The 25103-nt window shown below is 39.8% G+C and carries 26 protein-coding genes; 25 read left to right on the top strand and 1 reads right to left on the bottom strand.

Annotation, left to right across the window (positions count from 1 at the left end; all coding sequences use genetic code 11):
* Window positions 1–13: 13 nt before the first annotated feature.
* From JQM81_RS08840 to JQM81_RS08790, 11 genes are all read left to right on the top strand, one after another.
* Window positions 14–874: a metallophosphoesterase gene (locus JQM81_RS08840; protein WP_235233189.1), complete on the top strand. Its 861-nt coding sequence runs from the start codon at window positions 14–16 to the stop codon at window positions 872–874.
* Window positions 875–954: 80 nt separating this feature from the next.
* Window positions 955–1704, top strand: coding sequence for a segregation and condensation protein A (locus JQM81_RS08835; RefSeq protein WP_235233146.1), 750 nt, complete (start codon window positions 955–957; stop codon window positions 1702–1704).
* Window positions 1705–1719: 15 nt separating this feature from the next.
* Window positions 1720–2298, top strand: coding sequence for an SMC-Scp complex subunit ScpB (gene scpB, locus JQM81_RS08830; protein ID WP_235233145.1), 579 nt, complete (start codon window positions 1720–1722; stop codon window positions 2296–2298).
* Window positions 2299–2366: 68 nt separating this feature from the next.
* Window positions 2367–3572: a D-alanyl-D-alanine carboxypeptidase family protein gene (locus JQM81_RS08825; RefSeq protein WP_235233144.1), complete on the top strand. Its 1206-nt coding sequence runs from the start codon at window positions 2367–2369 to the stop codon at window positions 3570–3572.
* Between the two features lie 85 nt (window positions 3573–3657).
* The gene (locus JQM81_RS08820) at window positions 3658–4125 is read left to right on the top strand and encodes a YbaK/EbsC family protein (RefSeq protein ID WP_235233143.1); all 468 of its coding nucleotides are present in this window, start codon (window positions 3658–3660) and stop codon (window positions 4123–4125) included.
* 20 nt (window positions 4126–4145) lie between these two features.
* Window positions 4146–5816 carry an alpha-glucosidase gene (locus tag JQM81_RS08815; protein ID WP_235233188.1) on the top strand — a complete coding sequence of 557 codons (1671 nt, stop codon included), beginning with the start codon at window positions 4146–4148 and terminating at the stop codon, window positions 5814–5816.
* 253 nt (window positions 5817–6069) lie between these two features.
* Window positions 6070–7140: a recombinase RecA gene (gene recA / locus JQM81_RS08810; protein WP_235233142.1), complete on the top strand. Its 1071-nt coding sequence runs from the start codon at window positions 6070–6072 to the stop codon at window positions 7138–7140.
* Window positions 7141–7142: 2 nt separating this feature from the next.
* On the top strand, window positions 7143–7757 hold the full coding sequence (locus JQM81_RS08805) for a regulatory protein RecX (protein WP_235233141.1): 615 nt from the start codon (window positions 7143–7145) through the stop codon (window positions 7755–7757).
* A gap of 72 nt (window positions 7758–7829) precedes the next feature.
* A complete protein-coding gene (rny, locus tag JQM81_RS08800; RefSeq protein WP_235233140.1) occupies window positions 7830–9383 on the top strand; it encodes a ribonuclease Y in 1554 nt (517 codons plus the stop codon).
* Window positions 9384–9473: 90 nt separating this feature from the next.
* A complete protein-coding gene (locus JQM81_RS08795; RefSeq protein ID WP_235233139.1) occupies window positions 9474–10016 on the top strand; it encodes an NUDIX domain-containing protein in 543 nt (180 codons plus the stop codon).
* A gap of 55 nt (window positions 10017–10071) precedes the next feature.
* Complete coding sequence (locus tag JQM81_RS08790; protein WP_235233138.1) at window positions 10072–10605, top strand: stage II sporulation protein M; 534 nt, start codon at window positions 10072–10074, stop codon at window positions 10603–10605.
* A gap of 31 nt (window positions 10606–10636) precedes the next feature.
* Here the strand turns inward: JQM81_RS08790 and JQM81_RS08785 are convergent, their stop codons facing one another.
* Window positions 10637–11965 (bottom strand): polysaccharide biosynthesis protein, encoded by a 1329-nt coding sequence (locus JQM81_RS08785; RefSeq protein ID WP_235233137.1) that lies wholly within the window; start codon window positions 11963–11965, stop codon window positions 10637–10639.
* Window positions 11966–12093: 128 nt separating this feature from the next.
* Between JQM81_RS08785 and JQM81_RS08780 the strand changes: the two genes are divergently transcribed.
* From JQM81_RS08780 to ilvC, 14 genes are all read left to right on the top strand, one after another.
* Window positions 12094–12558, top strand: a complete 465-nt coding sequence (locus tag JQM81_RS08780) for an RrF2 family transcriptional regulator (protein WP_235233136.1) — start codon at window positions 12094–12096, stop codon at window positions 12556–12558.
* A gap of 23 nt (window positions 12559–12581) precedes the next feature.
* Complete coding sequence (gene nifS / locus JQM81_RS08775; protein ID WP_235233135.1) at window positions 12582–13766, top strand: cysteine desulfurase NifS; 1185 nt, start codon at window positions 12582–12584, stop codon at window positions 13764–13766.
* Between the two features lie 14 nt (window positions 13767–13780).
* Window positions 13781–14224 (top strand): Fe-S cluster assembly scaffold protein NifU, encoded by a 444-nt coding sequence (nifU, locus tag JQM81_RS08770; protein WP_235233134.1) that lies wholly within the window; start codon window positions 13781–13783, stop codon window positions 14222–14224.
* Between the two features lie 14 nt (window positions 14225–14238).
* Entirely contained in the window at window positions 14239–15324 is a 1086-nt protein-coding gene (gene mnmA, locus JQM81_RS08765; RefSeq protein ID WP_235233133.1) for a tRNA 2-thiouridine(34) synthase MnmA, read from the top strand.
* A gap of 5 nt (window positions 15325–15329) precedes the next feature.
* Window positions 15330–16133 (top strand): histidinol-phosphatase HisJ family protein, encoded by an 804-nt coding sequence (locus JQM81_RS08760; RefSeq protein ID WP_235233187.1) that lies wholly within the window; start codon window positions 15330–15332, stop codon window positions 16131–16133.
* A gap of 164 nt (window positions 16134–16297) precedes the next feature.
* Window positions 16298–17311 (top strand): type I glyceraldehyde-3-phosphate dehydrogenase, encoded by a 1014-nt coding sequence (gene gap / locus JQM81_RS08755; RefSeq protein ID WP_235233132.1) that lies wholly within the window; start codon window positions 16298–16300, stop codon window positions 17309–17311.
* Between the two features lie 122 nt (window positions 17312–17433).
* A complete protein-coding gene (locus JQM81_RS08750) occupies window positions 17434–18627 on the top strand; it encodes a phosphoglycerate kinase (RefSeq protein WP_235233131.1) in 1194 nt (397 codons plus the stop codon).
* A 56-nt stretch (window positions 18628–18683) separates the two neighbouring features.
* Window positions 18684–19433 carry a triose-phosphate isomerase gene (gene tpiA / locus JQM81_RS08745; protein WP_235233130.1) on the top strand — a complete coding sequence of 250 codons (750 nt, stop codon included), beginning with the start codon at window positions 18684–18686 and terminating at the stop codon, window positions 19431–19433.
* A gap of 66 nt (window positions 19434–19499) precedes the next feature.
* Complete coding sequence (locus JQM81_RS08740; protein ID WP_235233129.1) at window positions 19500–20321, top strand: alpha/beta hydrolase; 822 nt, start codon at window positions 19500–19502, stop codon at window positions 20319–20321.
* 57 nt (window positions 20322–20378) lie between these two features.
* A complete protein-coding gene (gpmI, locus tag JQM81_RS08735; protein ID WP_235233128.1) occupies window positions 20379–21917 on the top strand; it encodes a 2,3-bisphosphoglycerate-independent phosphoglycerate mutase in 1539 nt (512 codons plus the stop codon).
* An 83-nt stretch (window positions 21918–22000) separates the two neighbouring features.
* Entirely contained in the window at window positions 22001–22189 is a 189-nt protein-coding gene (locus JQM81_RS13680; RefSeq protein WP_328282609.1) for a hypothetical protein, read from the top strand.
* A gap of 95 nt (window positions 22190–22284) precedes the next feature.
* On the top strand, window positions 22285–22935 hold the full coding sequence (locus JQM81_RS08725; RefSeq protein ID WP_235233127.1) for an HAD family hydrolase: 651 nt from the start codon (window positions 22285–22287) through the stop codon (window positions 22933–22935).
* A 90-nt stretch (window positions 22936–23025) separates the two neighbouring features.
* Window positions 23026–23523: an acetolactate synthase small subunit gene (gene ilvN / locus JQM81_RS08720; RefSeq protein ID WP_235233126.1), complete on the top strand. Its 498-nt coding sequence runs from the start codon at window positions 23026–23028 to the stop codon at window positions 23521–23523.
* A 118-nt stretch (window positions 23524–23641) separates the two neighbouring features.
* A complete protein-coding gene (gene ilvC / locus JQM81_RS08715) occupies window positions 23642–24661 on the top strand; it encodes a ketol-acid reductoisomerase (RefSeq protein WP_235233125.1) in 1020 nt (339 codons plus the stop codon).
* The last annotated feature ends 442 nt before the right edge of the window (window positions 24662–25103 follow it).

The raw sequence follows: 25103 nt of genomic DNA, 5'->3' as shown, positions 1-25103 counted from the left end.
GAAGATATTAGTGATGATTTTTGGGCTGATTATTTTGTTGGCCTTGGTTGAAAATATCCGTGAACTTTATACATTTCGAGTTACGGAATACACGATTGAGAACCCTAAACTTGAAGGACTTTCTGAAGAAAAAAGAATTGTATTTCTTAGTGATCTTCACAATTACAGTTATGGAAAGGATAATGAGAAGCTTTTTTCAGCAATTCAGAACGCTCGTCCGGATCTGATACTGATTGGTGGAGATATGCTGGTGAGAAAAAATGGGAATTCTTATGTGCATACAGTTGAATTCTTATCCCGGCTTCCAGATTTATGTGAAGTATATTATGTCAATGGAAATCATGAACAGAAGTTGAAGGAACTTCCTGAAGAATATGAACAGTCTTATGAAGAGTATCAAAGTCAGCTTTTACAGGCGGGAATTCGGTTTTTAGAAAATGAATCTGTGCGATTCTGCTGGTGTGGGATAGAAATTCACATTACAGGATTGGAAATACCGTTGTATGGATATCGACATTTTGGAACGAGGCCACTCTCGAAACAGGTGCTGGAAGATAGAATAGGGAGAGCTGGTCAGGGATATCAGATTCTTTTGGCGCATAACCCATCTTATGTAAATACGTATAAAGAATGGGGGGCAGATTTGATTTTGTCTGGGCATTTGCATGGAGGAATTGTACGTATTCCAGGGATTGGTGGTGTGATTGCACCTAATTTCCATATATTTCCAAAATATTCTGGAGGAATCTATCAAGAAGACGATGTGACGACGGTTGTCAGTAAAGGGTTGGGAGTTCATTCCATTCCAATTCGTATTATGAATCCAGCGGAAATGATTGTTTTGAATTTTGGCAAGCCTCACACAGAACTGTAAGCGGAATACTTGTACAAACGAAGAAAATCCTGTATAATATTACAATTGTGACAAATGAAATCGAAGTGTGAGGGAGATTTATGGGAATTCCAGTAAAGCTGCAAGTCTTTGAGGGACCGTTGGACTTGCTCTTACATTTGATAGATAAGAATAAAATCGATATCTACGATATTCCAATCGTAGAGATCACCAATCAGTATATGGATTATATTAAGGCCATGGAAAAGGAAGATCTAAATGTAATGAGCGAATTCCTTGTAATGGCAGCGACCTTGCTTGACATAAAATGCCGAATGCTTCTGCCGAAAGAAGTGAACGAAGAAGGCGAAGAAGAGGATCCGCGGCAGGAACTGGTAGAACAGTTGCTAGAATACAAAATGTATAAATATATGTCTTACGAATTGCGGGACCGTCAGGTTGAAGGTGAACAGCTGATGTTTAAAGAACCGACGGTTCCTGAAGAAGTGATGGAATATGTTGAACCTGTAGATTTAGATCTGTTATTGAAAGATGTTACATTGGCTCAATTGAACTATATTTTTCAGGATGTAATGAAAAGGCAGATAGATAAAATAGATCCAGTCCGCAGTAAGTTTGGAAAGATTGAAAAGGAAGAGGTAACCCTTCCGGATAAACTAGAATATGTTACGGAATATGCGAAGCTGCATCGAAAATTTGGATTTCGCCAACTCCTAGAAAAGCAGAATTCTAAGACACAGATTGTAGTTACATTTTTGGCAATTCTGCAGTTAATGAAAGAAGGAGTAATCTCCATTGAGCAGGAACAAGCTTTTGACGAGATTATGATTACTTCCAGAGTGGAAAGTTAAGAGTGGAAAGGTAGTATGGAAGAAGTGGAGATTAATAAATTAGAGGGAATTATAGAGGCTGTTCTTTTTGTTATGGGGGATTCTGTTGAATTGAGTAAGATTGCGTCTGCGATTGAGCATGATGAGGATACAACCCGTAAGATCATACATAGAATGATGGATAAATATGAATCCGAAGACCGAGGAATACGTATTATCGAATTGGAAGATGCATTTCAGATGTGTACAAAAAAAGAGATGTACGAATATCTGATCCGTGTCGCAAAACAGCCAAAGAAGTATGTCTTGACAGATGTTTTGCTGGAAACGTTGTCGATCATTGCTTATAAACAGCCAGTGACAAAGTTGGAGATTGAGAAAATCAGGGGTGTTAAGTCAGACCATGCGGTGAATAAACTGGTGGAATATAATCTGGTATGTGAGTGTGGAAGATTGGATGCACCTGGAAGACCTATTTTATTTGGAACAACAGAAGAATTTTTGCGAAGGTTCAGTGTTCAGTCGGTAGAGGACTTGCCGAGTCTGAATCCAGAACAGATGGAGAATTTTAAGGAAGAGGCAGAAGAAGAGGTTCAGTTAAAACTGGATATTTAATAATCGCGCGCATAGACTTATTTCTGTTCACATATATTTCAATAACATGGAAATGTATGGTGTAATGGATGGAAAAGAAATCATTAGTGTGTAGTTTTTTGATATTTTTTTTGTTTTTACAGTTTGGAAATCTTATAGCAAAAGCAGAAGAAGATAAGGACGAGCCGAAACAGTTACACGCCCAGTCAGCAGTACTTATGGATGCTGACAGTGGGCGTGTTTTGTATGGAAAAGAAGAAAATCAGATTCGTCCAATGGCAAGTACTACGAAGATTATGACTTGTATATTGGCACTGGAAGAGATGGAGAAAAATCAGATGGTAACGATATCAGATTATGCAGCCGAACAGCCTAAAGTTCATTTGGGAGTGCAGAGTCAGGAAAGATACTATCTGAAAGATCTCTTATATTCACTGATGTTGGAATCACATAACGATAGTGCTGTAGCGATTGCGGAGGGAATAGCAGGCTCTGTGGAGTCTTTCGCTGATCGAATGAATCGAAAGGCAAAAGAATTAGGGTGTAACCATACATATTTTGTGACGCCAAATGGACTGGATGATTCTGATGAGGAAGGTACACATTCTACAACAGCCAGAGATCTGGCTATGATTATGAGATATTGTATGATGCAGTCACCGATGAAAGAGGAGTTTTTGGAGATTACACAGACAAGGAGTTATCAATTTACTGATGTAGATGGAAAACGTAATTTTACCTGTACGAATCACAATGCATTTCTAGATATGATGGAAGGTGCACTGACCGGAAAGACGGGATTTACAGCGGATGCAGGATATTGCTACGTGGGAGGACTCAGGCAAAATGGAAAAACTTTTATTGTAGCACTTTTAGCATGTGGATGGCCAAATCATAAAAGTTATAAATGGGAGGATACCAGAGCGCTTATGGAGTATGGGCTGAATGAATATGAGTATCGAAATGTATGGCAGGAAGTGTCGATCCCGGATGTTTTTGTTACGAATGGAGTAAGAAAGCAGAGTCCATTTGAATCAAATATACAGATTGAAGCGCATGTAGATGGAAAAGAAGATATTCCGGTTTTATTACGAGATGATGAACAAGTGAAAGTTCAAACAGAAGTGGAATCTTCCGTGGAAGCGCCTGTGGTAAAAGGGGAAACACTTGGGATTGTCAGATATATTCTGGAAGGGGAGGAAATTGCCTCTTATGATGTAATAGCAGATGAAAGTATTGAGAAAAGAACGTTTAAATGGTGTATGTGTTGGATATTAAAGTGCGCCAGCATGTAAAAGAATAGTTTGGCTGTACAGAAAAAATACTTTGCGTTATAATGGACGACAGATGTAAAAATAAAATGCAAAAGAGGAAAGAACGATGTCAATAGAGAATGTAAAAGAGTATTTTCGACAATTCGGAATGGAAGAGAGAGTAAGAGAAGAAAATCATTCCAGTGCAACAGTAGAAGAAGCGGCTGAGGCACTGGGATGTGAACCCAAAAGGATTGCCAAAACTTTGTCTTTTCGGACAAAAGAGAAGATTATTCTGATTGTGACTGCGGGAGATTGTAAGATTGATAATAAAAAATACCGAGGACAATTTGGATGTAAAGCACAGATGCTAAAGTCAGATGAGGTAGAACCTCTTGTGGGACATGCTATAGGCGGGGTATGTCCGTTTGCTGTAAAAGAAGGAGTAGAAGTCTATCTGGATGTAGCGCTTCAAAGATTTGAAACGGTATTTCCTGCGGCAGGAAGCAGTAACAGTATGATTGAATTGACGATTCCAGAATTAGAAATATACAGTAACTATAAAGAGTGGATTGATGTCTGCAAAGAGATGTAGTACAGATGGAGGTTGTGATGATACAGAAGAAATGGTGGCATGATAAAGTAGCATATCAGATTTATCCAAAAAGTTTCATGGACAGCAATGGAGATGGTATAGGAGATTTAAGAGGAATTATTGGAAAATTGGATTATCTGAAAGAACTTGGAATAGATATGATATGGATTTCTCCTATCTATCAGTCTCCATTTATTGATCAGGGGTATGATATTTCCGATTATTACAAGATTGCAGAAGAATTTGGAACGATGGAAGAATTTGATCTTCTTCTGGAAGAGGCAAAAAAAAGAGAAATTCAGATAGTTATGGATCTGGTTATTAATCATTGTTCCAGCAAGCATGAATGGTTTCAGAAAGCATTGGATGATCCGGCCGGAGAGTATGCAGAATATTTTTATTTTGTAAAAGGGAAAGACGGAAATCCACCGAGCAATTATCGTTCATATTTTGGGGGAAGTACTTGGGAGAAGGTTCCAGGAACAGACAAATATTATCTGCATATGTTTGCCAAAGAACAGCCAGATTTGAACTGGGAGAATCCTAAGGTGAGAAAAGAACTTTTCGATATGGTCAATTGGTGGTTGGATAAAGGAATCGGCGGCTTTCGAATTGATGCAATCATAAATATAAAAAAGGATCTTGCATTTCCAGATTTTGAACCGGATGGATCTGACGGTATGTGTCGTGCGACAAAGATGGTAGAAGAGGTTGATGGAATTGGCAAATTTCTTGGGGAACTAAAGAGAGAGACGTTTGCAAAATATGATGCTTTCACTGTCGGAGAAGTGTTCAATATGAAAGAGGAAGAATTGGAAGAATTTGTTGGGGAAGATGGATATTTCTCGACGATGTTCGATTTCCAGCCACATATCCTGACAAGCAGTGAAAATGGATGGTATGATACCAGGGAAGTTGATTTTCTAAAATGGAAAGCAGCAATTTTCTCTTCACAGGTGGAATGTCAAGACAGAGTTTTTCTTGCAAATATTATTGAAAATCATGATGAACCTCGTGGAGCCAGCAGATATCTTCCGGAACATGCAAGAAATCCACAGGGAGTGAAAATGCTGGGAACAGTAAGCATTTTGCTTCGCGGAATTCCGTTTATCTACCAGGGACAGGAAATAGGGATGACAAACTGCCGAAGAGAAGATATTCACGATTATGATGACATTGATACATATCATCAGTATCAGGTCGCCTTGGATGCAGGACTGTCAAAAGAAGAGGCATTAGATGCATGTTACCGATTCAGCCGTGATAATGCCAGAACACCAATGCAATGGAATGCAGAGAAAAATGCGGGATTTACTATGGGAAAACCATGGCTTGCAGTCAATGAGAATTATCGGGAGATCAACGTTGAGGATCAGGAAAAAGATCCAAATTCTGTCTTGAATTATTATAAAAGACTAATCCGCCTTCGAAAAGATTCTGAGTGGAAAGAAGTGTTTGTATATGGAAATTTTCTTCCTATGTACGAGAAAGATGAGCAGATTTTCGCGTATGCAAGAAAAGCAGGGGAAAAGACAGCGGTTGTTCTTGCAAATTTTGGTGAGAAAGAGATGGTCGTAGAACTGGACAAAAAGATTAGAAAGGTCTTGTTGTCTAATCAGGATAAAATGGCGGGAATTGATGAAAATAAAGTGATTTTAAAGCCATGCGAAGTAGTGGTGGTAAGTATATAAATGTATGTATGGACAGGCAGCGGTGGCAGCTTTTATGCTGTGTGCAGCTGTCTGTTGACGAATTGTGAGAAGTGTGATATTTTTAAATTGTTTTCTGAGGGAGTCTGGCACTTTTGTTCTATGAGATCAATACATGTCTGTAAGATTTAATTCCAGTGTTTTCATGAAATTCATATTGACATTTGGGGATATTTATAATACTATATTAATCAGAAAGCGAACATCCGTTCGCCTATAAGAAGGAGATTATATTATGGCAAGTGATGATAAGAAACGGGCATTAGATGCCGCGATTGCGAAATTAGAGAAAGATTTTGGAAAAGGTACGGTTATGAAGCTCGGAGACCCTGCAGCTCAGGTTGCGGTGGAGACGATTCCAACTGGATCTTTGAGCCTGGATCTTGCACTTGGACTTGGTGGCGTTCCGAAGGGACGTATTATTGAGATCTATGGGCCAGAGTCAAGTGGTAAGACTACGGTAGCATTACATATGATTGCAGAAGTACAGAAGAGAGGCGGTATTGCCGGATTCATAGATGCAGAACATGCATTAGATCCTGTTTATGCCAAGAATATAGGCGTTGATATTGATGAATTATATATTTCTCAGCCGGACAGTGGAGACCAGGCGCTTGAGATTACGGAGACGATGGTACGTTCCGGTGCCATGGATATAATCGTTGTTGACTCGGTTGCTGCTCTTGTGCCGCGTCAGGAGATTGAAGGAGATATGGGCGACAGCCATGTAGGACTTCAGGCAAGGTTAATGTCACAGGCGTTGCGTAAGCTGACTCCGGTAATCAGTAAATCAAATTGCGTTGTTATTTTTATCAACCAGTTGCGTGAAAAAGTAGGTGTTATGTTCGGAAATCCAGAGACGACTACTGGAGGACGTGCATTGAAGTTCTATGCTTCTATCCGTATGGATGTAAGAAGAATAGAGACGTTGAAGCAGAGTGGTGAGATGGTCGGAAACAGAACGAGAGTGAAGGTGGTAAAGAATAAGATAGCACCGCCATTCAAAGAGGCAGAGTTTGATATTATGTTCGGCAAAGGAATTTCAAAAGAAGGGGATATCCTTGACCTTGCAGTCGGCATTAATCTTGTAAGTAAGAGTGGAGCATGGTTTGCGTATAATGGGGATAAGATTGGCCAGGGCAGGGAAAATGCTAAGATCTATCTCAGTGAACACCCGGAGATTATGGATGAGTTAGAAGCTAAGATTCGTGCTCACTATAATATCGGAGGAGAGACTTCGGAGACACCGGAGACATCAGCAGAGAGTAAAAAGACCGGAACAAAGAAGGCCAAAGAGGAAGAATAGAGATGACTGTTACAAAGATTGAGCCGGTTACAAAGACAAGATATAAAGTGTATGTAGATGGACAGTTCGCTTTTGTGTTATACAAAGGCGAACTGTCTCGCTATCATATTGCAGAAGATAGTGAATTGGAAGAAAAGACTTATCAAAGCATACGTAAGGAGATTATTCTAAAACGTGCAAAATTAAGAGCGATGCATCTATTAAATGATATGGGAAGAACGGAGTCGCAACTTCGGACGAAATTATTACGGAACGATTATCCATCGGATATTGTAGAAGAAGCAATAGCATATGTAAAATCATTCGGGTATATTAATGATGCAGAATACACCAGGAGTTTTATCGAAAATCGTAAAGAAAAGAAGAGCAAAAAAGAAATATATGCTGCACTTTGTCAGAAAGGACTCCCCAAAGATTTGATCGAAACAGCTTTGGAGGAGTGTTATGCAGATGATGATTCTATAGCAGCGATTGAAGCAATTGTCAGGAAGAAAAAGTTTGATCCCAAGTCAACAGATTATAAAGAAATGCAGAAAATGATGGGGTATTTGGTCAGAAAAGGCTTTCGATATGACGACATACGGCAAGTGATACAAGTTTCTGAGTGGAATGCTTGACATCTTTGTGAAAACAGTATAAAATTTAAGTGTTGTATTTGTACAATGAAAATTAAATAAGGAGGTGCTCCTGTGCCGATGGGAATATTAATTGCTGTAGTAATTGCATTGATTATTGCAACAGCAGTCATCAGTCATTTTCTGACTGTTTCTAATCTGAAGAAAAATGCAGAATCGAAGATTGGAAATGCGGAAAGCAAAGCAAGAGAAATTATTGATGATGCAGTGAAAACCGCAGAGGCAAAAAAGAAGGAGTCTCTTTTGGAAATTAAAGAAGAGTCTATTAGGAACAAGAATGAACTTGAGAAGGAGACTAAGGAACGCAGAGCAGAGTTACAACGTTATGAAAAGCGTGTCCTTTCCAAAGAAGAGGCTTTAGACAAAAAAGCGGATGCGATTGAAAAGCGAGAAGCAGGATTTACAGCAAAAGAAGAACAGCTGAGACAGCGCGAAGCGAAAGTGGAAGAGCTGAGCAGGCAAAGAGTACAGGAACTAGAAAGAATCTCAGGACTTACCTCCGAACAAGCAAAAGAATATTTGTTAAAAACTGTTAAAGAAGATGTAAAGCATGATACTGCAAAGATGGTCAAGGAACTTGAAGCGCAGGCTAAGGAAGAAGCAGATAAAAAGGCAAAGGAATATGTTGTTACTGCTATTCAGAGATGTGCAGCAGATCATGTTGCGGAGACTACAATTTCGGTTGTACAGCTTCCGAGTGACGAAATGAAAGGAAGAATTATTGGACGTGAAGGCCGTAATATTCGAACTTTAGAGACGATGACGGGTGTAGAATTGATTATTGATGATACTCCGGAAGCGGTTGTGTTGTCAGGCTTTGATCCAATAAGACGAGAAGTCGCAAGAATTGCGCTTGAGAAACTGATTGTTGACGGACGTATTCATCCGGCCAGAATTGAAGAGATGGTAGAAAAAGCGCAAAAAGAAGTGGATGCTATGATACGTGAAGAAGGTGAAGCAGCTGCGTTAGAAGTAGGTGTTCATGGAATTCATCCAGAGTTGATCAGACTTTTGGGACGTATGAAATTCAGAACAAGCTATGGACAGAATGCTTTAAAACATTCTGTAGAAGTGGCACAGCTTGCCGGACTTTTGGCAGGTGAGATCGGTTTAGATGTCAGAATTGCTAAACGTGCCGGACTTTTACACGATATCGGAAAATCTATAGATCATGATGTGGAGGGATCACATATTCAGATTGGTGTAGATCTTTGTAGAAAATACAAAGAGTCTGCGACTGTTATTAATGCAGTAGAAGCACATCATGGGGATGTAGAGCCGGAAACTTTGATTGCATGCGTGGTACAGGCAGCCGATACGATATCTGCTGCAAGACCAGGTGCGAGAAGAGAAACATTAGAAACATATACAAACAGGTTAAAACAATTAGAAGATATCACCAACCAGTTCAAGGGTGTTGATAAATCTTTTGCGATTCAAGCAGGTAGAGAGATTCGTGTTATGGTAGTTCCAGAACAAGTATCTGACGCAGACATGGTATTGATGGCTAGAGATATTGCTAAACAGATTGAGTATGAATTGGAATATCCTGGACAGATTAAGGTCAATGTAATTCGTGAGTCACGTGTTACTGACTATGCCAAGTAGAAGATAAATGTAAAGAGGATCAGTTTCGGCTGATCCTTTTTCTATCTCAGAAAACAGATTTTTATTGATAAAAGAAAGGTGGCAGCAAGAATGAGCGAAGAAGTTAGACGTACGGGGCGTGAATTAGTATATCAGGGAGCAATCCTGGAGATATATAAAGATCATATGGAGTTTGCAAATGGTAATTCGGCAGATTGGGATTTTATTCATCATGATGGAGCGGCTGCAGTTGTCCCTGTCCTTCCTGACGGAAGAATCTTAATGGTAACACAGTATAGAAATGCTTTGGAAAGACATACTTTAGAGATCCCGGCGGGGAAGTTAGATGCTCCGAATGAGCCTGGGATAGAGTGTTCAAAAAGGGAATTGGAAGAAGAGACGGGATATAAGTCTGAACATCTTGAATGGCTGCTCACATTACGGACAACGGTAGCATTTTGTGATGAGAAGATTGAAATCTATGTTGCAAAAGATTTGATACCATCGCATCAGCATTTGGATGAAGATGAATATGTTGATGTGAAGGCATATACTCTAGATGAGTTAAAAGAGATGATTTTTACAGGAAAGATTGAAGATTCTAAGACAATTGCAGCAATTCTTGCTTATGAATCAAAGTATATAAGAATATAATTTTTTGCCTGGCATATAATGAAGTATCTTGGCAAAGGGAGGGACGTTTGTAAAGATGCGAGAGAGCAAAAGGTATTTGGTCTTGCTTTGTATGCTGGGTTTTTTTATTGGAATTATGTGTGCGAATCTGGTACCAAAAGAATATATTACAAGTATGGGCATACTAAATGATTTTTTTCTGAATCAATATAATACGGATGAAATTGAAGTTACAGAATATCTTTGGTATATCATAAGAGTAAGATGTACACCTCTTATTTTGATGGTAGCTATTGGATATGGAAGATTACGGAAGATCCTTACAATAATATTTTTGTTATGGACAAGTTTTGCAGGTGGTCTGATCATGGCAGCTGCTGTTCTGAAAATGGGATTAAAAGGGATGGTATTATGTCTTGTAGCGCTGACACCACATTTTTTCTTTTATATTGCAGGATATATGATTCTTTTGTGGTATTTTTTCTCTTATCCGGCTTCCAAATGGAATGCATCCAAGACAATCTGTATGATACTTTTTGTCGCAGTAGGAATTTTACTGGAAAGTTATGTGAATCCAATGCTCATGCAATTGTTTTTACGGACCCTATAAACACAACCGTATCCGAATGCAGTACGACAGACTAAGTCTGTGACTTATGTAAAAAGTGGCTGAGATAGAGCAGACAGAAGAAAAAAGTACTTAGCTGGCTGGCAAGGAGTCCCCACAGATAACCTTGTATACCGAGAACAGGAATTAAGAAAAATACACAGAAGATACGGATACTAAGGCTTACGGAATTGATTGCAAAAGACAAAGTTGTCTTTCCGATTCCATTAATAATGCTGATAAAAGTGTTATTTGTATATAGAAAAGGGCATATCCAAGCGAGGGTAATAATGAAATCTCCAGCCATAGAACTATGGAATAAAATAATACCGATCCATTTTCCGAAAGCTAGTAAAGCAACGCAGCAGATACTACCAAGGAAAATACAAGAATAGGATACTTTTTTGATAAGATTCGTCAGTTCCTTACGATTGTTTAATGCCTGAATCTCTGCAACAGTGGGAAGAAGCATGGTGGAAATGGAGTTCGTGATTGCAGAAGGAAACAGGATACAAGGCAGTGCCATTCCGGTCAAAACTCCATAGGCGCTTAAAGATTCTTTCAGTGACATTCCGTATGTTTGTAGTTTGACAGGGATAGATACAGCTTCGATGCTTTGGAGAATATTTAGAAGTACGCGATTGCCGGTCAGTGGTAATGATAATGTGATTAGTTCACGTCCATATTTGAAATATTTTTGTAGAGAGAATAATGAAAGTTTTGAAAATTCTTTATTTCCGTAAATTGAGTGAAGACAAAAGAGGGAAGAAGTAATCTCCCCAGCAATAAGACCTGCAACTGCAAGCGATACACCAAAATGAATGCCGTTTCTTTCCCCGTACAGATAAATAAAATAGACGCTTGCGATTCTTGCAGTCTGTTCAATAAGTTGTGAAACAGCTGGAATTTTCGTCTGTTTTAGACCAAAATAATATCCGCAGATACAACTATGGATAGATGAAAATGGAAATACATAGGAAAGAATGATTAACAAGTCTGTGCATCGAGGTTCTTGTAAAAATGTCTGTGAGATTGAAACTGCATTTTGCTGCAGTAACAATGTTGTAATGCAAGAAGCTGCGACGGTGAGGAAGAGGCTGGTGTACAGCAACTTTCTCGCTTCTTTGGGCTGGCCTTGTGCAATGCGTGTTGCAACGCAGCGGGACAAAGCTAATTCTATACCGGCAGAAGTAAGTGAAAAGCAGAGTGTATAAATAGGAAAAACCAGTTGGTAAAGTCCGACGCCTTCTTCGCCAAAAGTATGACTTAGAAAAATGCGGTAAAAAAATCCCATGAATCGGGTGGCGAATCCTGTCAGTGTTAAGATGAAAGTTCCTTTCATGATTGCTTGTTTGTGTGTCATATCAGACCTCCGGAAAGATATTGTTATAATATATTCTAAAGAATGCCTTGACAGAACAAGTACGTGGTGGTATTCTACAAATGAAAATCCTAGCAAAATACTAGGGATTAGAAGAAGGTGAGAAGAAAATGAAACTTTCGACCAAGGGTAGGTATGGTCTGCGGGCAATGATAGATCTTGCCAGATATAGTGAAGTAGAGCCGGTATCCATTAACAGCATCGCGGCAAGGCAGAATATTTCCGAGAGATATTTGGAGCAATTAGTGGCATTGCTTAGAAAAGCCGGGTTGGTAAAAAGTATCCGGGGTGCAACTGGTGGATATATACTTGCGAAAAATGCGGCAGAGATTTCTGTAGGAGATATTCTGCGGGCGCTTGAAGGCAGCCTTGAGCCTGTCAAATGTGCAGCGTTTTATTCAGAAGAAGGGTGTATGGCGTCCGATGGGTGTGTTACCAAATACGTATGGCAGAAAATCAACGATAGTATTAACGAAACGGTGAATCAGATGATGCTGGATGAATTGGTGCGAGAGAGTAAGAATTTGAATCCGGCAGGAGCGTGTGACAGCTCGAAATGTAATCAAGATAAATAATAAGTATGAATGGAGGAAAAACCATGGATAAATTAATCTATTTGGATAATGCAGCAACAACGAAAACAGCACCGGAGGTAGTAGAGGCAATGCTTCCATATTTTACTGAAAAGTTTGGTAATCCTTCCAGTGTATATAGTTTCGCGGCAGGAAATAAGGAAGTCATTAATCAACAGAGAGATATTATTGCCGAGGCGTTAGGTGCAAAAAGTAATGAGATTTATTTTACCGCTGGCGGATCGGAATCAGACAACTGGGCGTTAAAAGCAACAGCAGAGGCTTATTCTGGAAAGGGCAATCATATCATTACAACAAAGATAGAGCATCACGCAATTCTTCATACAGGGGAATATCTCGAAAAAAGAGGATTTGAGGTTACCTATCTGGATGTAGATGAGAATGGAAAAGTCAAGTTGGATGATCTGAAAGCAGCAATCCGCCCTACAACCATTTTAATATCGGTTATGTTTGCCAACAATGAGATTGGAACTATCCAGCCAATCAAAGAAATCGGTGAGATTGCGCATGAACATGGAATTTTGTTCCATACAGATGCAGTTCAGGCGTTTGGACAGGTTCCGATTAATGTAGATGAATGTCATATCGATATGTTGAGTTCCAGTGGACACAAATTAAATGGCCCGAAAGGAATCGGATTCTTATATATACGTACAGGCGTAAAGATTCGTTCGTTTGTACATGGCGGAGCGCAGGAGAGAAAGCGCCGTGCCGGAACTGAAAATGTTCCGGGAATCGTAGGCCTGGGAACAGCGGTAAAACGTGCTGTGGCAACGATGCAGGAAAGAACAGACAAAGAAGTAGAACTTCGGGATTATCTGATCGATCGTGTATTAAAGGAAATCCCATATTGTAGATTAAATGGACACAGAACGGATCGCCTTCCAAATAACGCAAACTTTAGTTTTCAGTTCGTAGAGGGAGAATCTCTTTTGATTATGCTGGATATGAAGGGAATCTGCGGTTCCAGTGGGTCAGCATGCACTTCGGGTTCTCTGGATCCGTCTCATGTATTATTAGCAATTGGATTGCCGCATGAAATTGCACATGGTTCTCTGAGATTGACTTTGAGTGAAGAAATCACAAAAGAAGATATCGACTATGTGGTAGACACATTAAAAGGAATTGTGAGTCATCTAAGAGAGATGTCTCCATTGTATGAAGATTTTATCAAAAAGGAACAGGCATAGGAGGAAGAAATGTCATGTATACAGAAAAAGTAATGGATCATTTTGAACACCCGAGAAATGTGGGTGAAATAGAAAATGCCAGCGGAGTTGGCACAGTTGGAAATGCAAAATGTGGAGATATCATGAGAATCTATCTTGATGTTGATGAAAATCAGATTATTCGCGATGTAAAATTCAAAACATTTGGCTGTGGTGCCGCAGTAGCAACCAGCAGTATGGCTACTGAGATGGTGAAAGGTAAATCTGTCCAGGAAGCAATGAAAGTGACGAATAAAGCAGTTATGGAAGCTCTGGATGGCCTCCCGCCGGTGAAAGTTCATTGTTCATTATTGGCAGAAGAAGCGATTCATGCTGCATTGTGGGACTATGCACAAAAAAATGGAATTGAGATTGAAGGGTTAAAAAAGCCAAAATCAGACATTCATGAAGGCGAAGAAGCAGAAGAAGAGGAGTATTAGACTGAGGATGCATGATGGAAAAGAAAAAAGTTGTAGTTGGAATGTCTGGAGGAGTCGATTCCTCTGTGGCTGCCTGGCTGTTAAAAGAACAGGGGTATGATGTAATAGGAGTGACGATGCAGATCTGGCAGGAAGAAGAGCAGAGTGTGCAGGAAGAACAAGGAGGCTGCTGTGGGCTCAGTGCGGTAGAAGACGCACGAAGAGTAGCGGCTTCTCTAGAAATTCCTTATTATGTCATGAATTTTAGACAAGAATTTAAAAAGAATGTCATCGATTACTTTGTAGATGAATATTTGCATGGAAGAACACCGAATCCTTGTATTGCCTGTAACCGTTATGTAAAATGGGAGGCACTTCTGAAAAGGAGTCTGGATATTGGGGCTGATTATATTGCAACGGGACATTATGCAAGGATTGATCAATTGCCAAATGGCCGGTATGCATTAAAGACTTCTACGACCGATGCAAAAGATCAGACATATGCTCTTTATAATCTGACGCAGGAACAACTGTCGCATACATTAATGCCGGTAGGCGCTTATTCGAAGAGTGAGATTCGCGAGATGGCACAGAAACTACAGCTTCAGGTTGCGAATAAACCAGACAGTCAGGATATATGTTTTGTGCCGGATGGAGATTATGCATCTTATATTGAAGAGAATGCCGGGGTGAAGATTTTACCGGGCAATTTTGTTCTGTCTGACGGTACTGTAGTGGGACAGCATAAGGGGATTGTTCATTATACGGTTGGGCAGAGAAAGGGACTTGGTTTGTCGCTGGGACATCCTGTGTTTGTTTTAGAGATACGTCCAGAAACGAATGAAGTTGTAGTAGGGACCAGTGAAGAGTCTATGTCGTATTATGTAAGAGCCAATCGCATAAATTTCATGTCGGAAGAAGATCTCCCTGAGAAAAAAAGAGTCTGGGCAAAAATACGATACAATCACCGTGGGGCTTGGTGTACTGTAGAAAAGACGGGAGAAGATGAGATATTATGCCGGTTTGAAGAACCACAAAGGGCGATTACTCCTGGTCAGGCTGTAGTACTGTATGATGGCGAATATGTGCTGGGCGGTGGAACAATTATAGGAGAGGAATGAAAGTAATGATATCAGATTGTCACTTGCATACGAATTTTTCACATGATTCCGATGCGAAACCAGAAGAAATGATACAGGGAGCCATTGACAAAGGATTGAATACAATATGTATCACAGATCATTTTGATAAAGATAATATGGAATGGGGGCCAGAAGATATCTTTGAACCAGAAGAGTACTTTAGAACATTACGTCCGCTTCGTGAAAAATATCGTGAACAGATTGAGGTGCGAATTGGAGTGGAACTCGGATTGCGCCCTCATTTGGGAGAATACTACCGTCAATTTGTATCCGGTTATCCATTTGATTTTGTGATTGGATCCGTCCATTGGGTGGAAACATCCGATCCGGCAACAAGAAAATTATTTCAAAATCATACAGATGAAGAAGCGTATAGAATTACATTTGAAGAGACTTATGAAGATATCCAGAAGTGTCAGGATTTTGATGTACTGGGACATGTTGATTATGTGATTCGTTATGGAGAGAATAGAGAAAAAGAATATTCGTACCAGAAATTTTCAGGTGAAATAGATATGATCTTAAAATATCTGATTGAACACGGAAAAGGAATTGAATTGAACACGTCAGGGTTAAAATATGGTCTGCCGTTTGCGCATCCACATTCTGATATCCTAAAAAGATACAGAGAACTGGGTGGAGAGATCATTACCGTGGGTGCAGATGGACACAAGCCGGAACATATTGCTTATGATTTTGATAAGGTTTCTGGTATTTTAAAAGATTGTGGTTTTAAATATTATACAGAATTTTCTGAACGAAAGCCTCATTTTAAGCAACTTCCATAAAAATAGGAAAAGCGAAGGAAAACCACTTGAATTTTTGTATCAGATTTAGTACAATTATTTCTAGTTGAGGAATCTTTAACAAAGTCATTGGGATGAGATGTTGAAGAGTTCACAATATTAGACTGCGTAACCAGTTAATAAACAAACTTTAGGAGGAATTAATCATGGCAGTAAAAGTAGCGATTAATGGATTCGGACGTATTGGACGTCTTGCATTCAGACAGATGTTTGGAGCAGAGGGATATGAAGTTGTAGCAATCAACGACTTAACATCTCCTAAGATGCTTGCACATTTATTAAAATATGACTCTTCACAGGGTAAATATGCTTTGGCTGATAAGGTAGAAGCAACAGATGATTCTATCATCGTTGATGGAAAAGAAATCAAGATCTACGCAAAAGCTAACGCTGAAGAACTTCCTTGGGGAGAAATCGGAGTAGACGTTGTTCTTGAATGTACAGGATTCTATACATCAAAAGAAAAAGCTTCTGCACATGTAAAAGCAGGAGCAAGAAAAGTTGTTATTTCCGCACCAGCTGGAAATGACCTGCCAACAATTGTATATAATGTAAACCATGATACATTGACAGCTGAAGATACAGTTATTTCTGCAGCTTCTTGTACAACAAACTGCCTTGCACCAATGGCAAAAGCATTGAATGATCTTGCACCAATCAAATCTGGTATCATGTGCACAATTCATGCTTACACAGGTGATCAGATGACACTTGACGGACCACAGAGAAAAGGTGACTTAAGAAGATCTCGTGCTGCAGCAGTTAATATTGTACCAAACAGCACAGGTGCAGCAAAAGCTATCGGATTAGTTATCCCAGAATTAAATGGTAAATTAATCGGATCTGCTCAGCGTGTTCCAACTCCAACAGGTTCTACAACAATCTTAACAGCAGTTGTTGAAGGAAATGTAACAGTTGATGAGATCAACGCAGCTATGAAAGCAGCATCTAACGAATCTTTCGGATACAATACTGATGAAATCGTATCCAGTGATATCGTAGGAATGAGATTTGGTTCTTTATTCGATGCTACTCAGACAATGGTATGCCCATTAGACAATGGAACAACAGAAGTTCAGGTTGTATCTTGGTATGACAATGAAAATTCTTACACAAGCCAGATGGTAAGAACAATCAAATACTTCTCTGAATTAGCATAATTTCAGAATATTAAGACTCACACAGGGTCCGGTCTTATATTGGACCGGACCCTTTTTTACAATAGTTGTTTTGAAAATATTAAGGTGTGTTACCTTAAAATATAACTGAGGAGGCAAATCATATGCTTAATAAAAAATCAGTAGACGATATTAATGTAAAGGGACAGAAAGTACTTGTAAGATGTGACTTTAACGTACCGCTTATTGATGGAAAGATTACAGATGAGAATCGTCTTGTTGCCGCACTTCCTACAATTAAAAAGTTAATCGCAGACGGTGGAAAGATTATTCTTTGTTCTCACCTTGGAAAGCCAAAGGGAGAGCCAAAACCGGAATTATCTCTTGCACCAGTTGCTGTCCGCTTGTCTGAATTACTTGGACAGGAAGTGAAATTTGCAGCAGATCCAGAAGTTGTCGGCCCTAATGCAAAAGCCGCAGTTGAAGCTATGAAAGACGGAGATGTAATTCTTCTTGAAAATACACGTTATAGAGCAGAAGAGACAAAGAATGGTGATGCTTTCAGCAAAGATCTGGCTTCTCTTTGTGATGTATTTGTTAATGATGCATTCGGAACCGCACATCGTGCACACTGCTCTAATGTAGGTGTTACAAAGTTTGTGGATACAGCAGTTGTAGGTTACTTAATGCAGAAAGAGATTGATTTCCTTGGAAATGCTGTTAATAATCCGGAGAGACCATTTGTTGCCATACTTGGCGGCGCTAAGGTGTCCAGCAAAATTTCAGTTATCGAGAACCTTCTTGATAAAGTAGATACATTGATCATCGGTGGCGGAATGTCCTATACGTTTAGCAAAGCATTAGGCGGAAATGTAGGTAATTCTCTTCTTGAGGAAGATTATTGTGAATATGCATTGAATATGTTGAAAAAGGCAGAAGAAAAAGGCGTAAAATTGCTGCTTCCTGTAGACAACATTATCGCTGATGATTTCTCCAATGATGCAAATACTAAAGTAGTACAGCGTGGTGAAATCCCAGACGGATGGGAAGGTCTTGATATCGGACCTGAGACAGCGCAGATTTTCAGTGAAGCTGTACATGATGCTAAGACGGTTGTATGGAATGGACCAATGGGCTGCTTTGAGATGCCGAATTTTGCACACGGTACAGAAGCAGTTGCAAAAGCACTTGCTGAGACAGATGCAGTGACTATTATTGGTGGCGGTGATTCTGCAGCTGCAGTTAATCAGCTTGGTTATGGTGATAAGATGACCCACATTTCTACCGGCGGTGGTGCATCTCTTGAATTCCTGGAAGGAAAAGAACTGCCAGGTGTAGCAGCAGCAAATGATAAGTAGGCCGAAGGCGACTTAGTGAATATGTATATTTTTATAATTTCGGAGGAAGAATGAAAATGGCAAGAAGAAAAATTGTAGCAGGCAACTGGAAAATGAACAAAACTCCAAGTGAGGCAGTTGCATTAGTTGAAGAGTTAAAACCATTAGTAGCAAGTGAAGATGTTGATGTGGTATTTTGTGTACCGGCAATTGATATTATCCCTGTAGTAGAGGCTTGTAAAGGTTCTAATATTCAGGTCGGTGCTGAGAATATGTATTTTGAAGAAAAAGGTGCATACACAGGAGAGATTGCTCCAGCAATGCTTACAGATGCAGGTGTCAAGTATGTTGTTCTTGGACATTCTGAAAGAAGAGAATATTTTGCAGAGACAAATGAGACAGTCAATAAAAAGATGTTAAAAGCATTTGAGCATGGTATCACACCAATTATGTGCTGTGGCGAGACATTAGAACAGAGAGAGCAGGGCGTAACTATGGATTTCATCCGTCAGCAGGTTAAGGTTGGATTCCTGAATGTAACAGCAGATCAGGCTAAGACAGCAGTTATCGCTTATGAGCCAATCTGGGCTATCGGAACAGGTAAGACAGCTACAACAGAACAGGCAGAAGAAGTTTGTGCTGGAATTCGTGCATGTATTGCAGAGATTTATGACGAAGCTACCGCTGAAGCAATTCGTATCCAGTACGGCGGATCTGTAAATGCAGGAAATGCGGCAGAATTATTTGCTCAGGCTGATATTGATGGTGGTCTTGTTGGTGGAGCTTCTTTAAAAGCTGACTTTGGAAAGATCGTAAATTACAAGTAAGAATATCATCAGTCGTAGGGTGCAGCATATGCTCCCTACGATTTTTGGGTTGCGAGGATTACGTTTATGATTTATAAAGAGATACCGATACGGGCGGAAGGGTCTTTGGATTATGCAAAGCTTGAAACATATATTTTGGATACCCCGGTTGACAAGATAAAGATAAAAAAGCGTCCGATGATCATTATATGTCCTGGCGGGGCGTACCAAATGACCAGCTATAGAGAAGGAGAGCCTTTGGCCATGCATTTTCTGAATGAGGGATATCATGCCTGTGTGCTTCGTTATTCTGTTGCACCTGCACAATTTCCGACTCAGATTCTGGAAGTGGGTCAGGTAATGAAGATATTGCGGGAATATGCGAAAGAATGGCATATTGATATGGAACGAATATTTGTCCAGGGATCTTCGGCAGGAGGGCATCTGGCAGCAAGTTACGGGATTTTCTGGAATCAGGATTTTATGGCTTCCAGATCCGGGCTTACAACAGAAGAATTAAAGCCTAGAGGAATTATGCTTAGTTATCCAGTGATTACTTCAGATGTTCGATACGGACATATAGAAAGCTTTCAAAACTTGCTGGGAGATAAGTTTGCATTGTGTAGGGAACAGATGTCTCTGGAGAATCAGGTGACGCATACAATGCCGCCCACATTTATATGGCATACGGCTGAAGATCAGACGGTGCCGGTTGAAAATTCCCTTTTGATGACAATGGCGCTTCGAAGGGCTGATGTTCCCGTTGAACTGCATATTTTTCCGGAAGGAGAGCATGGATTGAGTCTTGCAACAAAACATGTAGAGCGGGAAGATGGAAGTGGTGTGCAAGATGAATGTGCATGCTGGATAGAACTTGCGGATGTGTGGTTAGAAAAATTGTGTAAATAAAGTCCGATGATTAGAATATTTTCAACATTTATAATCGAAGAATAAAGGAGAAATAAAATGAGCAAAAAACCAACAGTACTTATGATTTTAGACGGATATGGACTGAATGAGAATACTACCGGAAATGCTGTGGCAGAAGGAAAGACTCCGGTTATGGATAAATTGATGGCAGAGTATCCATTTGTAAAGGGAAATGCCAGTGGAATGGCAGTAGGGCTTCCTGATGGACAGATGGGGAATTCTGAAGTTGGACATCTGAATATGGGTGCCGGACGTATTGTTTATCAGGATCTTACTAAGATTACAAAGGCAATTCAGGATGGTGATTTCTTTGAGAATTCTGCACTTCTTGCAGCATGTGAGAATGTAAAGGCTAATGATTCTTCACTGCATTTGATGGGATTGGTATCAGATGGTGGTGTACACAGTCATAATGAGCATATTTATGGACTGCTAGAGTTGGCAAAGAGACAGGAGATCAAAAAAGTATATGTTCACTGTTTCCTGGATGGACGTGATACACCTCCTGCATCTGGTAAAGAGTATGTGGAACAGCTGATTGCCAAGATGGGGGAAATAGGTGTTGGTGAAGTTGCAACCGTTATGGGGCGTTATTATGCAATGGATAGAGATAACCGCTGGGATCGTGTGGAAAAGGCATATCGCGCTCTGGTAAATGGAACAGGCGAAACTGCTGTCAGTGGTCCGGAAGGAATCCAGGCATCTTATGACAAAGAGACAACAGATGAATTCGTGCTTCCAACAGTAGTCATGAAAGACGGGGCGCCAACCGCTACTATCAAAAATAATGATTCCATTATCTTCTTCAACTTCCGTCCTGACCGTGCAAGAGAGATTACAAGAACTTTCTGTGACGATGATTTCCAAGGATTTGAAAGAGGAGACAGAATCAAGACAACTTTTGTCTGCTTCACAGAATACGATGTTACGATCGAAAATAAACAGGTTGCTTTCGTAAAAGAAGAAATCACGAATACCTTTGGACAGTTTTTGGCTGCACATGGCAAAAAACAGGCACGTATCGCTGAGACAGAGAAATATGCACATGTAACATTCTTCTTTAATGGCGGAGTGGAAGAGCCAAATGAAGGTGAAGACAGGATTCTGGTAAAATCTCCAAAGGTAGCAACTTATGATTTGAAACCAGAAATGAGCGCATATGAAGTGTGTGATAAACTTGTAGAAGCAATTAAATCTGACAAATATGATGTAATTATCATCAACTTCGCAAACCCAGATATGGTTGGACATACTGGTGTAGAAGCAGCTGCAATTCAGGCAATCGAAGCAGTCGATGAATGTGTAGGTAAAGCAGTTAACGCAGTCAAGGAAGTAGATGGTCAGATGTTCATCTGTGCAGATCACGGAAATGCAGAACAATTAATTGATGATGAGACAGGTGAGCCATTTACCGCCCATACGACCAATCCGGTGCCATTTATTCTTGTGAATGCTGATCCGGCTTATAAGTTAAGAGAAGGTGGATGTCTGGCAGACATCGCTCCGACCCTTATTGAACTAATGGGAATGGAACAGCCAAAAGAAATGACAGGAAAGAGCTTGCTTGTGAAATAATTAACTGGGGACGTAGTACTTTGCAAAAGTACTACGTCCCCAATTGAAAAATGTGGTGTACCTTTTTGAACGAGGAGAGAAAAATGCACATTGTGATTATTGAGGATGAACCGGTCATCCGGCAGGAGTTGAAGCAATTATTAGAGAATGCATTATATCAGGTGACAGCCCCAGAGGAGTTTGAGGATGTTGCTTTTTTTTGTATTAAGAAGGATTTTCTTTATTTTATTGTAACGTATATTGAATTCAAAAGAAATGTGGAAACTACCTGAGAAGGCATATAAGATACGTCTTGCGCAGACCGAGGGAAAATATTATAATCAGTCTTGGGTGTTTGGATATCATGACAGTTTTGGAAGGAGCAGATATGAACAGAAGATATCATACTTTTTTCTTTGATCTGGATGGGACAATTACAGATTCTGAGCAGGGTATTACAAATTCTGTAAAATATGCGTTGAATAAGTTCGGAATTGAAGAAAAGGATCGTACAAAGCTATGTGAGTTTATAGGACCGCCTTTGGATATATCGTTCCATAAGTTATATGAATTTTCAACCGAACAGTGTTGGAAGGCCATTGGTTATTTCCGGGAATATTATCAGGAAAAAGGCATCTTTGAGAATCGTGTCTATGATGGATTGGAAGAAGTGCTGAAAAAACTGAGAAATGCCGATGTAAGATTGGTAGTGGCAACTTCAAAACCTGAGCCATATGCCAGAAAAATTATAGATTATTTTCGACTGACACCGTATTTTGATTATGTGGCGGGAATGGAGTTGGATGGCAGAAGAAAAACGAAAGCAGAAGTGATACAGTATGCGCTGGAGGCATGTAAGATCAAAGATAAGTCCTCTGTTTTGATGATTGGTGACAGGGAGCACGATGTATTTGGCGCCAAGACAGCAGGAATTGATTGCCTGGGAATCCTTTATGGATTTGGTAACAGAGAAGAGTTGGAAGAAGCCGGTGCAGATTATATTGAAGAATCTGTGGAAGATATCTTGAAATATTGTTAATGTTTCGCTTGACAAAACAGGAAGATATTGTTATTATAAAAAAACAGAACGCACTCTGTTTTTAAAATAAAGATGGGGAAGAGGTGCAGTATGCAAAGAGTTTATTCATTATTGGTTGACAATAATCCGGGTGTATTAAGCCGCATCGCAGGACTTTTCAGCAGACGTGGATACAGTATTGACAGTATTACTGCTGGTGTGACTGCGGATCCCAGATTTACAAGGATTACCATTGTTGCATCTGGAGATGAGTTGATTTTGTCTCAGATTGAAAAGCAGGTTCGGAAATTGGAAGATGTCATTGAAATCAAAGTGTTAAAACCAGATGAATCCGTATATCGTGAATTAATCATGGTTAAGATTCGTGCCAATGCAGCAGAAAGATCGGAGATTATCTCTGTGGCAGATATTTTCCGTGCTAAGATCGTAGACGTTGAGACGGAATCGTTAATGGTGGAACTTACAGGTAATCAGTCAAAACTGGATGCTTTCTTGAAATTGCTCGACGGATATGAGATCCTGGAATTGGCGAGAACCGGAATTACAGGATTATCTCGAGGAATCAAGGATGTTACGATTATTGATTAATCGATTATAACAATGTTCGAGAGAAGACAAAGCCTTTAAATAAGGGTGGCTTCAGATACCTGCCCTTGTTTAACAATACAAAATTAAATGATTTATAATAATTAGGAGGAATGTCAAAATGGCAGCAAGAATTTTTTATCAGGAAGATTGCAATTTATCAGTATTAGAGGGAAAGAAGATTGCAATTATTGGTTACGGAAGCCAGGGACATGCACATGCCCTTAACTTAAAAGAGTCTGGATGTGACGTTATCATTGGTCTTTATGAAGGAAGTAAATCTTGGGCAAAAGCTGAAGCACAGGGATTACAGGTATTTACAGCAGCAGAAGCAGCTAAACAGGCTGATATCATCATGATCTTGATTAATGATGAATTACAGGCTGATATGTATAAGAAAGATGTAGAGCCGAACCTTGAGGAAGGCAATATGCTGATGTTCGCACATGGTTTCAACATTCACTTTGGATGTATTAAACCACCAAAGAATATTGATGTTGCGATGATTGCACCTAAGGCACCAGGACATACAGTAAGAAGTGAATATCAGGCTGGAAAGGGAACTCCTTGCTTGATCGCTGTTGAACAGGATTACACAGGAAAAGCATGGGAGAAAGCAATGGCTTACGGTCTTGGAATCGGTGGAGCAAGAGCTGGACTTCTTGAGACAACATTCCGTACAGAGACAGAGACAGACCTTTTTGGTGAGCAGGCTGTTCTTTGTGGTGGTGTATGTGCATTGATGCAGGCAGGTTTTGAGACACTTTGTGAAGCAGGATATGATCCAAGAAATGCTTATTTTGAATGTATCCATGAGATGAAGTTGATTGTTGACCTGATCTATCAGAGTGGATTTGAAGGAATGAGATATTCTATTTCTAATACAGCTGAATATGGTGATTATATTACAGGACCTAAGATTATCACAGCTGATACAAAGAAAGCTATGAAGCAGATTCTGGCAGATATCCAGGATGGTACATTTGCAAAAGACTTCTTGCTTGATATGTCACCTGCAGGACGTCAAGTACATTTCAAGGCTATGAGAAAGCTTGCTGCTGAACATCCATCTGAGAAGATTGGTAAAGAGATCAGACAGCTGTACAGCTGGAATGGCGAAGATAAGTTGATTAACAACTAATTATTGTACATAATTATAAGAATTATATTAGCGCACATCTCATGAATTTGAGATGTGCGTTTTTCGATTATCATGGATCTGAAGAAAAAGCTGTCGGTGTCATTTCTGACCGAAAAAATCTAAAAACTCTCATATTTATAGTGTATTATCACACTTATTATGCTAAAATTGCGATAATACTAAGCGAATGGTGGAAGGGCAGAATGTTTTAATTCTTGCGGGTTCAATTAATACAGGTAAGACAATGATCCAGGCGATTAATACAGTGATATATTATGGTGGCACAGTATGTGGGTAGATGCTATTGTCAATAGTTGAATATTCCTGTGCGGTAACACCGCAAATCCGGCAGACGGGAAACCGTCTGTCCGGACTTGCGGGAACCGCTTATGCGAGTTTACTCGCGTAATGCTTTATCTAAGCCGTATACCTCTCGCATTGA

It is taken from the genome of Faecalicatena contorta (genome assembly GCF_021531895.1).
Classification (GTDB): domain Bacteria; phylum Bacillota; class Clostridia; order Lachnospirales; family Lachnospiraceae; genus JAFBIX01.
This window is presented reverse-complemented; position numbering and strand designations above follow the sequence as displayed.